The following is an 11,966-nucleotide window of genomic DNA, read 5'->3' on the forward strand; positions in this document are numbered from 1 at the left end:
ATCATGACCATCGATACTTTTGACGGCACCGGCGTGAAGCCGTCGCACTGGAACCTGGACACCGTCGTCGAGCAGTTGCGCGTCTCGCGCGAGGCCACGCACAATATCCGCCATCACGGCAAGGTCCGGGAACTGCCGTCGCGGGAGGCGCTGACGATCATCGTCAACGGCCTGTCGGCGGTCCTGTTCCCCACCCATTACGGCCGGCCCAACCTGACCGACGAAAGCATCGACTACTTTGTCGGCGATACGCTCAACACCACCTTGAACCGCCTGACCGAACAGGTCCGGCGCGGGTTGCAGTTTTCGTGCGAGGAGGCGGTCGTCGACGAGGAAAAGCTGACGCGCTGCGCGCATGGCATCACCCGCGAGTTCGCTGCCGGCCTGCCGGCCATCCGCGCGCTGATGGTCTCCGACGTACAGGCTGCGTTTTCCGGCGACCCGGCGGCGACGTCGGTGGCCGAGATCATGCTGTGCTACCCCGGCACCATCGCAATCCTGTACTACCGGCTGGCGCACAGCCTGCACCGCCTCGGATCGCCGTTCCTGGCGCGCCTGATTTCCGATATCGCCCACTCGATGACCGGTATCGACATCCACCCCGGTGCGCAGATCGGCGGCAGCTTCTTCATCGACCACGGCACCGGTGTGGTGATCGGCGAGACCGCCATCATCGGCCAGCGCGTGCGCCTGTACCAGCACGTGACGCTCGGCGCCAAGCGCTTCCCCGCCGACGACAAGGGTGTGTTGATCAAGGGCGTGCCGCGCCATCCGGTGGTGGAGGACGATGTCGTCATCTACGCCGGCGCGACGATCTTGGGCCGCATCACCATCGGCGCCGGCTCCACCATCGGCGGCAATGTGTGGCTCACCCAGAGCGTCCCGGCGGGCAGCAACGTCTCGCAGGCGCAGATGCGCAACGATTAGGCCGCCGATTTCAACGGCGACGCTCCGGCGGCGGCATCGATGCGCACTTGCCGGCCGGCGTGTTGCGGCGCCAGTCGCGGCCCCCGGCCGAACACCTGCTCGCGCAACGTGCCGGCCGTGTATTCCCGGCGATAGCGGCCGCGCCGCTGCAATTCCGGCACGATCAACTCCACCACGTCGCGCATGCTTTCGTGGGCCACCGCGAACGCCAGATTGAAGCCGTCGATTCCCGTCTCGTCCTGCCATGCCTCCAGTTGATCTGCCACCTGCGACGGATCGCCGACCAGCACCGGTCCGCGTCCGCCCAGGCCGATGAATTCCGCCGCCTCGCGCACCGTCCATTTGCGGTCCGGGTCTGCCTGGCTGAACGACGCCAGCGCCGAACGTCCGGCGTCCGAGTCGATGTATTCGATCGTCGCGTCCAGTTCGAAGCGGCTGAAGTCGACGCCGGTCCAGCCGGACAGCAGCGCCAACGCCGCCTCGATATCGATATGCCGGCGATATTCCTCGTGTTTGGCGCGCGCCTGCGCCTCGGTCGGCGCCGTGACGATCAGCGCCTGCGCGTAGATCTTCAGCTCATCGCCGTCGCGCCCCGCAGCCCGCACCGCCGCGCGCAGGTCGTCGGCATACCTTTTTACCACCTGCTTGCTGGGGCCACTGACGAAGGTGCATTCCGCGTGCTTTGCCGCGAACGCCGTGCCGCGCGGCGAAGTGCCGGCCTGGTACAACAGCGGCGTGCGCTGCGGCGACGGTTCGCACAGGTGGAACCCCGGCACCTTGAAGTGCCGGCCCACGTGGTTGATCGGGTGCACACGGGACGGCTCGGCGTACACGCCGCGCTGCTTGTCGTTGACCACCGCGTCGTCGTCCCAGCTTTTCTCCCACAACTTGTAGACGACATCCATATACTCGTCCGCCAGGTCGTAACGCTCGTCGTGGCCCAGTTGCTGGTTCAGGCCCAGGTTGCGCGCCGCGCTATCGAGGTAGCCGGTGACGACATTCCAGCCGATCCGGCCGCGCGTCAGGTGATCGAGCGTGGAGAGGCGGCGTGCGAAGGTGTAAGGGTGTTCGTAGGTCAGCGCGCACGTCACGCCGAAGCCCAGGTGCATGGTGGCTTGCGCCATCAGCGGCACCAGCGCCAGCGGATCGTTCAGCGGCGCCTGCACGCCGTGGCGCAGCGCCGCGTCGGCGCTGCCCTGATACACATCGTACGCGCCCAGCACGTCGGCCAGGAACACCGCATCGAAGCGCCCCTTCTCCAGCAGCCGCGCCAATTCGGTCCAGTGGTCTGGATCGGTGTAGCGGTGCCCGTTGTCGCGCGGATGTGTCCACAGTCCGGGCGACTGGTGGCTCACGGTGTGCATCTGGAAGGCGTTGAAGCGTATCTGCTTGCTCATTATTTTCCTGCGGCGGGCTTGCCGCCGGCTTCCAGCGCCAGTTGGTAGTCGGTCTTGGCGTAGTCGGCGAAGTGCTTGTTGGTCACCTCCAGGAACTCGCGCGAGCGGTAGGCCGCCGCGATATCCTTGGCGAACTGCTTGTCCTTGTCGGCCGTGCGCACCGCCACCAGATTGGCGTAGTTGGGCGAGATTTTCTCGGTCGTCAGCGCATCCTTCAGCTTCAGGCCCGACGCCAGCGCGTAGTTACCGTTGACGAAGGAGTAGTCGGTGTCCTGGAGCGAGCGTGGCAACTGCGCCGCCTCCAGCGGTATCAGCTTGATCTTCTTGATGTTGGCGGCGATGTCCTTTTCCGACGCCCGCACCGGATCGAACCTGTCGCGCAGTTTGATCCAGCCCAGTTGATCGAGCAGCACCAGCGCGCGCGCCTGGTTGGTCGGGTCGTTGGGCAGGGCCACGGTGGTGCCTTCCTTCACATCGTTCAGCGTCTTGTGCTTTTTGCTGTAGATGGCGATGGGGGCGGTGGGCACTTTGACCAACTCGCTCAGTTGCAGCTTGTGCTCGGTCGAGAACTTGGTCAGGTAGATAATATGCTGGAAGATGTTGGCGTCGAGCGAACCTTCGGCCAGCGCGAAATTAGGCTGGATGTAGTCGTTGAACTCCACCAGCTTGACCTTGTAGCCCTGCTTTTCCAGAATAGGCTTGATACCCAGCTTGACCTGGTCGGCGTACGGGCCGGCGCTGGTGCCGATCACCAGTTCCTTCGGGTCCTTGGCGTTGGCGATGGTATTGGCGCCGGCGGCGATGAGCAGTGCTGCCAGCAGCAGTTGACGGCGATTCGGGGTGTTCATATTGTTTTCCTCTAGCGTTTATCGATACGTTTGGCGATGCGGTTGCCGGTGAACTGGATCACTTGCACCATGACGATCAGGATGGCGACGGTGGCGACCATGATGTCGGTCTCGAAGCGGTAGTAGCCGTAGCGGATCGCCAGGTCGCCGATGCCGCCGCCGCCCACCACGCCGGCGACGGCGGAATAGGACAGGAAGCTGATCGACAGCACGGTCAGCGCCAGCACCAGTCCGGAGCGCGCTTCGACCAGCAGTACGCGCAGAACGATTTGCAGTTCCGACGCGCCCATCGCGTGCGCCGCCTCGACGACGCCGCGCGGCACTTCGCGCAGGTTCTGCTCCACCATGCGGGCGAAGTAGGGGATGGCGGCAAACGACAGCGGCACGGCGGCGGCCAATGGGCCGATCGAGGTGCCGGCGATGATGCGGGTGAACGGCACCAGCGCCACCAGCAGGATGATGAAGGGGAAGGAGCGCACGGTGTTGACGAACCAGCCCAGTACCAGCGCGGCGGGACGGTTTTGCAGCGACTGGCCGTCGGCCACCAGGAACAGCAGGATGCCGAGCGGGCCGCCGATCAGCACCGCCGCCGACAGGCCGATGCCCAGCATCGTCAAGGTCTGGCCGAGGGCGGTCCACATTTCGGGCAGCATCGCAATGATGTTGACCGCCGAGACGCTGAGGGAGCTGATGGAATCAAACATGGGCGCTCTCCCGGTTGGCCGCAAAGGCGCGGCCGGCGGCGTCGGCGATGCCCAGCGTGGCCGCGCCATGCTGCGCCAGTTCGCGACCCAACGCGGTTTTGCGCGGGACCGTGAGGCTTGCCGCGTCGTCCAGCGCGAATTGTTCGGCGATGGCGCCGTCTTCGATGACGGCGACCCGGTTGCAGATCTCGCCGATCACCGACAGCTCATGGCTGACGATCACGATGGTGACGCCCAGGCGGTGGTTGATGTCGCGCAGGGTGGCAAGCAGGGCGCGCGTGGTTTCGGCGTCCAGCGCGGAAGTCGGCTCGTCGCATAACAACACGGCCGGTCCGCTGGCCAGCGCGCGGGCGATGGCGACGCGCTGTTTCTGGCCGCCGGAAAGCTGCGCCGGATAGCTGGCCGATTTGCCACCCAATTCGACCAGCTCCAGGCATTCGTTGACGCGGGTGGTGATGCGTTCGGCCGTCAGTCCGCCGTGGATGCGCAACGGGAAGGCGACGTTGTCGAACACGCTGGCGTTTTGCAGTAGATTAAACTGCTGGAAGATCATGCCGATGTTGCGGCGGGCGTCGCGCAGATCGCGTTTGTTGAGGGAGGTCAGCTCGCGGCCATCGACCTCGATCAGGCCCTGGTCGGGCCGCTCGAGCAGGTTGATGAGGCGTAGCAGCGTGGATTTGCCGGCGCCGCTTTTGCCGATCAAGCCGAAGATGTCGCCCTGGTCGACCGACAGCGAGACGTCGCGCACGGCGTGGAACGCGCCGCCAGCGGGCAGCGCGAAGGCTTTGCTCGCGTGGGTAATATTAATCAATGGTGTCGTCATCAGGAATAGGCCGTAGGGTCGGGCACCGTGCCATCGAGGGCATAGCGTCCGAGATCGCGGATTTTGTAATCGACCGGGTCGTGCAGGGTATGTACGCGGACGTTGCGCCAGAATCTGTCGTAGCCATACTTGGCCGACGTCGAGCGCGCACCCGTGAGTTCGAACATCTGGTTGCTGACATCGATGCCGGCGGTATGGGCCAGCACCTTGGCCTCGGCCACGGCCACGGCAAGTTCGCCGCGCTGGCGGGCGGTGACTGCATTCCCAAGCCGGAACAGCCGGTCCAGCTCATGCGCCGCGTGGTCGGCCAGTACTGCGGCGGGCCGCAATTTGAGCCACAACTGGCCAAAGCGGTGCTGGATCAGCGGATCGGCCGCGGCCGACGCCGCGCCGGAGGCGAACCATGGCCGCGCCTCGTTCAACGTGTAGGCCCGCGCCGCCTCGAAGGCGCCTTCGCCAATGCCCAGATACAGATTGGTCATGATCAGCTGCGCGATCTGCGAACGCAAGGTCGCGCGCGCGGTCGGCGTGTGGCCCGGCGCCTGCAGCACCTGCGTGGACGGCAGCGCGACCTGGTTGAAGTGGACATTGCCGCTGTCGGTCTGGCGCTGGCCGAAGGCGTCCCAGTCGGGTTGCACGGTCACGCCTTCCTGGCGCGTCGGCAGCACGCCGATCAAGGCGGTTTCGGTCTCCGCATGCCAGGCCGAGATGGTCAGCCAGTCGGAGCCCACGGAGCCGGACGAGAAACTCTTGACGCCATCGAGTACGAAACCGTAGTCGGCTTCCACAGCCGTGGTGCGGCGGTCCAGTGGATTGAGGGCGTTACCCCAGAACAGATTCTGCTCGACGGTCTGGGTGAGGAAGCGGCGCTGCTGTTGCGGCGTGCCATACAGGTCCACGCCCGCCAATTGCAGGTAATGGAAGCCGAGGACGTGCGCCAGCGCGCTGTCGGCACGGGCCACGATGCGTATCACCTGGTAGACGGTGGGCCAGTCGGCGCCCTGGCCGCCGAAAGCGGTGGGAATCGATAGTGTGAGCAGGCCGGATTCGCGTATCCATTCGCGCTCCTGGGCGGCATGGCCGCCGGCCTGGTCGCGGGCGTTGGCTGTTTCCGCCAGGCGTTTGGCCAGATCGGTGGCGACGCCCAGTGGGTCCGGTGCCGCGTCCTGTGCCGGATGCGCCGCCGTTTTAAGTAAAGCTTTAGACATGGTATGTCCGTTTAAGGGTATCGGTGCCGCCAGTATTGCACCCGCCCCCTTAAGCCGTACACGAAGAAATCCGGCTTTCCTTATGCGGAAAACTAGCTATGGCTGTCGTCAGGAAGTGAGCTGCCCTGGAACCTCCAGTACACGCGGCAAGTGACCGGTGTATTCGAGGAAGCGCTCCAGCGTTTCGTGGGGCATGGAGACCGTGGCCGTGTTACGCAAGGGATGCGCCTGGACGGCGGGTGCTTCCCACACCGCCTTGTCGATCACCGCTTCGACGGCGCCCTCGCTGTCGTTGATCAGCGCCAGGATGCTGACCGAGCCCGGAACGGTGCCCAGGTGCTTCATCAACCGCTCCGGCGAGGCCATGCCGAGTTTTGTCGATGACAGCGCGCGCGCCAGCGCCGCCAGGTCGATGCGCTTATTAAATGGCACGATGATCAGAAAGTGCCTTTTTCCGGCGCCGTCGCGCGCGAAGATATTCTTGGTCATCAGCCCTGGCATCGACGGGGCGGCGGCAAGCGCCTCCTCGATGGTGTGCACCGGTGGGTGCTCGGCCAGATCGTACGGGATATCGGTTTGGTCCAGCCAGTGCAGAAGCGTGCTTTCCATTTCGGGTCCTGAGACTATTGTTTGGAGGGGTAGAAGGAATTCAATTTACCTTATTCGGAAAAATCATGGAACGTTATCCGCATATCAAAGCGTAAAACTATTCGTTTTGATTTCAAGTATGCGGATTTATTCTGGTCGCCACAACATCAATGGGGACCAGAGCATGAGCATTCTTCTTATAGGCGGCAGCCCTGCGGCGACATCGAGCACCGGCCGTTTGCTGGATCATGTCGGCGAAAAACTGGCCCTGCACGGCCATCGCCACAGCAAGGTTCAGGTGCGCGACCTGCCAGCCCAGGCGCTGCTGCACGCCGATACCTCGGACCTGGCCATCAAGCGGGCACTGGCCGCAGTGGCGGCCGCCGATGCGGTGGTGATCGCCACGCCGGTCTATAAAGCCTCGTTCACGGGCATTTTGAAAGCCTTCCTCGACCTGCTGCCGCAGGACGGCCTGGCGGGCAAACTGGTGCTGCCTTTGGCCACCGGTGGCAGCCAGTCGCACATGCTGGCGCTGGATTATGCGCTGCGGCCCGTGCTGCACGCGCTCGACGCGCGCCACGTGCTGACCAGCGTCTACGCCACGTCGCAGCAACTAGTCTGGGTCGAAGGCTCCGGGCTGGCGCTGGACCAGGCGATTTCCTGGCGCGTGGACGCCGGCGTCGAGGCCCTGGCAGCCGGCTTGAATGCGCTCAGCGGCCGTATCGGCGACAGCTATGTGGTGCAGGCCGAACCGGTTCGCCTGGCGAGCTAAGTCAATCTTCAAGGAAGAATTCATGAGTATCGAACAAAAACGCGCCGCCCGCCGCTACACATTGGGTCTGCTGTTTGCCGCCGGCGTGCTGGCGGCAGGCGCTCCGACCCTCGCGGCGGCGCAGGCCAAGCCGGAAGCGCAGATTATCCGCATCGGCTATCAGAAATACGGCACCTTGACGCTTCTAAAAGGGCGCGGCACCTTGGAGCAGCGTCTGGCGACCAAGAACATCACCGTCAAATGGACCGAATTCCCGGCCGGGCCCCAGCTGCTGGAAGGGCTGAACGTCGGCAGCGTCGATTTCGGCACCGTCGGCGAAGCGCCGCCGATCTTTGCGCAGGCCGCCGGCGCAAACCTGGTTTATGTCGGCAACGAGCCGCCTTCGCCCGCCAGCGAGGCGATCGTGGTGCCGAAGGATTCGAAGATACGCAGCCTGGCCGAGTTGAAGGGCAAGAAGGTCGCCTTGAACAAGGGCTCCAACGTGCACTACCTGCTGGTCAAGGCGCTGGAAAAGGCGGGCGTCGGCTACAAGGAAATCGATATCGTCTTCCTGCCGCCGGCCGACGCGCGCGCCGCGTTTGAACGCGGCAGTGTCGATGCGTGGGCGATCTGGGACCCGTTCCTGGCCGCCGCCGAGAAGCAGTTGGGCGCGCGTGTTCTGGCCGACGGCAAAGGCCTGGTCGCCAACCACCAGTTCTATCTGGCCGCGCGTCCGTACGCCGAGAAGAATCAGGAAGTGGTGCGCATCGTGCTAGAGGAAATCGGCAAGGTCGACGAATGGGGCGCCAAGAATCCGAAGGAAGTCGCCACCATCCTGTCCACACAGACCGGGCTCGATACGGAAGTGGTGGCGCTGGCGGCCTCCCGCTATGCCTACGGCGTCAAGCCGATCACCGCCGACGTGCTGCAACAGCAGCAAAAGCTGGCCGACGCTTTCTCCAGTCTCAAACTGATCCCGAAACCTATCGTGGTCAAGGACGCACAACTGCCAGCGAAACAGCTGGCGGCGCAATAAAGGAATCGAGTACATCATGTCTTTGAATATCTTCTGGTTTATCCCGACCCATGGCGACAGCCGCTATCTTGGCACTTCCAAGGGCGCGCGCCCGGTCGATGCCGACTACCTGAAACAGTGTGCGGTTGCCGCCGACACCCTGGGTTACGACGGCGTGCTGCTGCCGACCGGACGCTCGTGCGAGGACGCCTGGGTGGTCGCCTCTTCGCTGATCAGCGTCACGCAAAAGCTCAAGTTCCTGGTCGCCATCCGTCCCGGCCTGACCACGCCCGGCCTGACCGTGCGCATGGCCGCCACCTTCGACCGTTTGTCCAACGGTCGCCTGTTGATCAACGTCGTTACCGGCGGCGACCAGGGCGAACTGGAAGCGGACGGCCTGTACGCCGACCACGCCAAGCGCTATGAAATTTCGGATGAATTCATCCGCGTCTGGCGCGCGTCGCTGGCGGGCGAGGGTGGCGACGCCGGTTACGATTTCGAGGGCAAGCATATCAAGGTCAAGGGCGCCAAGACCTTGTATCCGGCGGTGCAAAAACCGTATCCGCCGCTGTACTTCGGCGGCTCCTCGGAGCCGGCGCACGAACTGGCGGCCGAACAGATGGACGTCTACCTGACCTGGGGTGAACCGCCGGCCGCCGTCGCCGAGAAGATCGCCGACATCCGCGCGCGCGCCGCCAAGCATGGCCGCACCGTGAAGTTCGGCATACGCTTGCACGTGATCGTCCGCGAAACCAACGAAGCCGCATGGCGCGCCGCCGACGAATTGATCAGCCATCTGGACGACGACATCATCGCCAAGGCGCAGGCGGCGTTCGGCAAGATGGATTCGGTCGGGCAGCAGCGCATGGCCGCCTTGCATGGCGGCCGCCGCGACAAGCTCGAAGTCTCGCCCAACTTGTGGGCCGGCGTGGGCCTGGTGCGCGGTGGCGCCGGCACGGCGCTGGTCGGCGACGCCGAAACGGTGGTCGCGCGCATCCAGGAATACGCCGATCTGGGCATCGACACCTTCATCTTCTCGGGCTACCCTCATCTGGAGGAGTCGTACCGCTTCGCCGAGCTGGTATTCCCGTTGCTGGGCAAAGGCAAGGCCGTGGGCGAGCAGTCGCTGAGCGGTCCGTTCGGCGAAGTGATGGCCAGCGATATCGTGCCTAAAAAGGCGGCCTGAGATGGCGGCCGTCTTACCCCAACCGCTGGTCAAGAGCGCCCGTAAAACCGCACGCAAGGGTGCGGCCGGCGCTGGCGGGCGCACGCAAAGCAGTGTGTTCGCGCCGTGGATCCTGCCGGTGCTGCTGATCGCCGGCTGGCAGGCGGCGTCGCAACTGGGCTGGCTGTCGAGCCGCATCCTGCCGGAGCCGTGGGCGGTCGCCAAGGCTTTCTGGACGCTGGCGGCGTCGGGCGAGTTGTGGGTGCACCTTCGCACCAGCCTGTGGCGCGCCATCAGCGGCTTCGCCATCGGCGCCGGACTGGGTCTGGCGCTTGGCCTGTTGACGGGCAGCTCCCGCCGCGCCGAAACGCTGCTCGACACCACGCTGCAAATGGTGCGCAACATCCCGGCGCTGGCACTCATACCGCTGGTGATCCTGTGGTTCGGCATCGACGAAACGGCCAAATTGTTCCTGCTGGCGGTGGGCGTGTTCTTCCCGGTGTATCTGAATACCTTCCACGGCATCCGCTCGGCCGACCAGGGCTTGATCGAGATGGCGCGCAGCTATGGGCTGTCCGGCTGGCCGCTGTACCGCGACGTGATCCTGCCGGCGGCGCTGCCGTCGATACTGGTCGGTGTGCGCTTTTCGCTGGGTCTCGTCTGGGTGCTGCTGATCGTGGCCGAGACGATTTCCGCCCAGGCGGGCATCGGCTACATGACGATGAATGCGCGCGAATTCCTGCAAACGGATGTGGTGCTGGTCGGGATACTGTTATATGCGTTGTTGGGCAAGGCGGCCGACCTGCTGTCGCGTGGTCTGGAAAAGCGCTTCCTGCGCTGGAATCCAGCCTACCGCTGATTTGATGGAGTAGATGAGATGAACATTTCGACCGCATTATTCGATGTCCCGGGCCTGTCCCGGCCGGGCAAGCAAAGCGCATCGATACCGGCGCCCGCGCCGGCCAAGCGCCAGGGCGTGTCGCTGGCGCTGGAAGGCTTGAGCAAATCCTTCGGCGAGCGTGAGGTGTTGAAGAATGTCCGGCTGGAGCTTGAACCGGGCGAGTTTGTCGCCGTGGTGGGGCGCAGCGGTTGCGGCAAGAGTACCTTGCTGCGCGCGATCGCCGGGTTGGAAACGGCCGACGAGGGCAGCATCGCGATCGGCAAAGGCGCCATCGGCGCCAGCATCCGCATCATGTTCCAGGAGGCGCGCCTGCTGCCGTGGAAGACGGTGCTGGAGAATGTGGCGTTAGGCTTGCCGCGCTCCCTGAACGCGGCGGCGGCGACCTTGTCGACGGTGGGGCTGGCCGAACGCGCCGACGATTGGCCGGCGGAGCTGTCCGGCGGCCAGCGGCAGCGCGTGGCGCTGGCGCGGGCCTTGCTGCACGAGCCGCAGTTGCTGCTGCTCGACGAACCGCTCGGCGCACTGGATGCGTTGACGCGCATCGAGATGCAGCAGTTGATCGAGGCGTTGTGGCTGCAGCGCGGCTTCACGGCGGTGCTGGTCACCCACGATGTGCAGGAAGCGCTGGCCTTGGCCGATCGCGTGGTGCTGATCGAGGATGGCCGCATCACGCTGGATTTGAAGGTCGATTTGCCGCGTCCGAGGGCGCGGGGCAATGCCGCGTTCGCGGCGCTCGAGCAGCGTTTGTTGAGTAGTATTCTGCATCATCCGGCGCCGCACGCGGCGGCTGCGTAATTCCAGAGGCACTAGGGCGGTTTAGGCGGAACGCCGTAATCTCCCTCCCCGAAACTCATCAGCCGCATCCTCCCTCCGCCTTTTGGCGGATTCGCCTTCTCCCAAACTCCGCTATGATCGATTTTATCGATAGTAACGCGGTAAATTTTTCGTTTTACAACTTTAGATGTCGCGAGCATAATCGTTCGCACTCGAGAACATTTGCGAGGTGGCAAAACCATCCCCGTCGCGTTCTCATCCGTATGTCAACATTCTGGAGTTCTACAATGAAAAAAATCTTTGCCCTGCTGGTCGCCGCTGGTATCTCGATGTCCGCCGTTGCCGCACCTGAGACGTTCTCGTCCGATGCCAACCACACCTTCTCGAGCTTCTCGTATAGCCATTTCGGCTACTCGTTGCAGACGAGCCGTTTCAACAACACCAGCGCCAAGATCACGATCGACCGCGCCGCCAAGACCGGCTCGGTAGAAGCGACCATCGACACCAAATCGGTCGATACCGGTTCGAAACTGTTCGACCAGCACATCCAGGGCGAGGATTTCCTCGACACCGCCAAGTTCCCGACCATCACCTACAAGTCGACCAAGGTCAACTTCAAGGGCGACGCACCGTCGACTATCGAAGGCAACCTGACCGTCAAGGGCGTCACCAAGCCGGTGACCCTGACCGTGACCGGGTTCAAGTGCGCCGACCACCCGATGATGAAGAAACTGGCTTGCGGCGCGAACGCCACCGCCACCATCAAGCGCACCGAATTTAACGCAGGCAAATACGCACCGAACGTCGGCGACGACGTTACCCTGACCTTCGCGGTCGAAGCCCTCAAGGACTAATCGAACCGGGC

At 64.1% G+C, this 11,966-nt stretch carries 13 protein-coding genes; 7 read left to right on the forward strand and 6 right to left on the reverse strand.

Features of this window, described 5'->3' with window-relative positions:
* Positions 1–3: 3 nt before the first annotated feature.
* On the forward strand, positions 4–927 hold the full coding sequence (gene epsC / locus ACZ0BA_RS04945; protein ID WP_463450218.1) for a serine O-acetyltransferase EpsC: 924 nt from the start codon (positions 4–6) through the stop codon (positions 925–927).
* On the opposite strand, the gene ACZ0BA_RS04950 is transcribed toward epsC, so the two are convergent.
* The 6 genes from ACZ0BA_RS04950 to ACZ0BA_RS04975 form a co-directional block, all read right to left on the reverse strand.
* The gene (locus ACZ0BA_RS04950) at positions 924–2,324 is read right to left on the reverse strand and encodes an LLM class flavin-dependent oxidoreductase (protein WP_463450219.1); all 1,401 of its coding nucleotides are present in this window, start codon (positions 2,322–2,324) and stop codon (positions 924–926) included. The two genes, epsC and ACZ0BA_RS04950, sit on opposite strands and share 4 nt — an antisense overlap.
* Complete coding sequence (locus ACZ0BA_RS04955) at positions 2,324–3,172, reverse strand: MetQ/NlpA family ABC transporter substrate-binding protein (RefSeq protein ID WP_463450220.1); 849 nt, start codon at positions 3,170–3,172, stop codon at positions 2,324–2,326. The genes ACZ0BA_RS04950 and ACZ0BA_RS04955 overlap by 1 nt, the downstream gene beginning before the upstream one ends.
* A gap of 11 nt (positions 3,173–3,183) precedes the next feature.
* Positions 3,184–3,876 carry a methionine ABC transporter permease gene (locus tag ACZ0BA_RS04960; protein WP_463450221.1) on the reverse strand — a complete coding sequence of 231 codons (693 nt, stop codon included), beginning with the start codon at positions 3,874–3,876 and terminating at the stop codon, positions 3,184–3,186.
* Positions 3,869–4,699 (reverse strand): methionine ABC transporter ATP-binding protein, encoded by an 831-nt coding sequence (locus ACZ0BA_RS04965; RefSeq protein WP_463450222.1) that lies wholly within the window; start codon positions 4,697–4,699, stop codon positions 3,869–3,871. Before ACZ0BA_RS04965 ends, ACZ0BA_RS04960 begins: the two co-directional genes overlap by 8 nt.
* Positions 4,699–5,907, reverse strand: coding sequence for an acyl-CoA dehydrogenase family protein (locus ACZ0BA_RS04970; RefSeq protein ID WP_463450223.1), 1,209 nt, complete (start codon positions 5,905–5,907; stop codon positions 4,699–4,701). The genes ACZ0BA_RS04965 and ACZ0BA_RS04970 overlap by 1 nt, the downstream gene beginning before the upstream one ends.
* A 108-nt stretch (positions 5,908–6,015) precedes the next feature.
* Positions 6,016–6,516 (reverse strand): prolyl-tRNA synthetase associated domain-containing protein, encoded by a 501-nt coding sequence (locus ACZ0BA_RS04975; protein WP_463450224.1) that lies wholly within the window; start codon positions 6,514–6,516, stop codon positions 6,016–6,018.
* Between the two features lie 163 nt (positions 6,517–6,679).
* Here ACZ0BA_RS04975 and ssuE point away from each other — a divergent pair, with 163 nt between their 5' ends.
* The 6 genes from ssuE to ACZ0BA_RS05005 all read left to right on the forward strand — a co-directional run bounded on the left by ssuE (position 6,680) and on the right by ACZ0BA_RS05005 (position 11,955).
* Positions 6,680–7,267, forward strand: coding sequence for an NADPH-dependent FMN reductase (gene ssuE, locus ACZ0BA_RS04980; protein WP_463450225.1), 588 nt, complete (start codon positions 6,680–6,682; stop codon positions 7,265–7,267).
* A 22-nt stretch (positions 7,268–7,289) separates the two neighbouring features.
* Positions 7,290–8,282, forward strand: coding sequence for a sulfonate ABC transporter substrate-binding protein (locus ACZ0BA_RS04985; RefSeq protein ID WP_463450226.1), 993 nt, complete (start codon positions 7,290–7,292; stop codon positions 8,280–8,282).
* Positions 8,283–8,304: 22 nt separating this feature from the next.
* On the forward strand, positions 8,305–9,447 hold the full coding sequence (gene ssuD, locus ACZ0BA_RS04990; RefSeq protein ID WP_463454710.1) for an FMNH2-dependent alkanesulfonate monooxygenase: 1,143 nt from the start codon (positions 8,305–8,307) through the stop codon (positions 9,445–9,447).
* 1 nt (position 9,448) lies between these two features.
* Positions 9,449–10,285 carry an aliphatic sulfonate ABC transporter permease SsuC gene (ssuC, locus tag ACZ0BA_RS04995; RefSeq protein WP_463450227.1) on the forward strand — a complete coding sequence of 279 codons (837 nt, stop codon included), beginning with the start codon at positions 9,449–9,451 and terminating at the stop codon, positions 10,283–10,285.
* 18 nt (positions 10,286–10,303) lie between these two features.
* Positions 10,304–11,122 carry an ATP-binding cassette domain-containing protein gene (locus ACZ0BA_RS05000; RefSeq protein WP_463450228.1) on the forward strand — a complete coding sequence of 273 codons (819 nt, stop codon included), beginning with the start codon at positions 10,304–10,306 and terminating at the stop codon, positions 11,120–11,122.
* A 266-nt stretch (positions 11,123–11,388) separates the two neighbouring features.
* Positions 11,389–11,955, forward strand: coding sequence for a YceI family protein (locus ACZ0BA_RS05005; RefSeq protein WP_463450229.1), 567 nt, complete (start codon positions 11,389–11,391; stop codon positions 11,953–11,955).
* Positions 11,956–11,966 lie beyond the last annotated feature (11 nt).

Source organism: Duganella sp. AC917, from assembly GCF_979258245.1.

Coding starts and splice junctions, on each gene's coding strand:
- ACZ0BA_RS04970 (WP_463450223.1), bottom strand. CDS start 5,907: ATGTCTAAAGCTTTACTTAAAACGGCGGCGCATCCGGCACAGGACGCG.
- ACZ0BA_RS04960 (WP_463450221.1), bottom strand. CDS start 3,876: ATGTTTGATTCCATCAGCTCCCTCAGCGTCTCGGCGGTCAACATCATT.
- ACZ0BA_RS04985 (WP_463450226.1), top strand. CDS start 7,290: ATGAGTATCGAACAAAAACGCGCCGCCCGCCGCTACACATTGGGTCTG.
- epsC (WP_463450218.1), top strand. CDS start 4: ATGACCATCGATACTTTTGACGGCACCGGCGTGAAGCCGTCGCACTGG.
- ACZ0BA_RS04975 (WP_463450224.1), bottom strand. CDS start 6,516: ATGGAAAGCACGCTTCTGCACTGGCTGGACCAAACCGATATCCCGTAC.
- ACZ0BA_RS05000 (WP_463450228.1), top strand. CDS start 10,304: ATGAACATTTCGACCGCATTATTCGATGTCCCGGGCCTGTCCCGGCCG.
- ACZ0BA_RS04965 (WP_463450222.1), bottom strand. CDS start 4,699: ATGACGACACCATTGATTAATATTACCCACGCGAGCAAAGCCTTCGCG.
- ssuE (WP_463450225.1), top strand. CDS start 6,680: ATGAGCATTCTTCTTATAGGCGGCAGCCCTGCGGCGACATCGAGCACC.
- ACZ0BA_RS04950 (WP_463450219.1), bottom strand. CDS start 2,324: ATGAGCAAGCAGATACGCTTCAACGCCTTCCAGATGCACACCGTGAGC.
- ACZ0BA_RS05005 (WP_463450229.1), top strand. CDS start 11,389: ATGAAAAAAATCTTTGCCCTGCTGGTCGCCGCTGGTATCTCGATGTCC.
- ACZ0BA_RS04955 (WP_463450220.1), bottom strand. CDS start 3,172: ATGAACACCCCGAATCGCCGTCAACTGCTGCTGGCAGCACTGCTCATC.
- ssuC (WP_463450227.1), top strand. CDS start 9,449: ATGGCGGCCGTCTTACCCCAACCGCTGGTCAAGAGCGCCCGTAAAACC.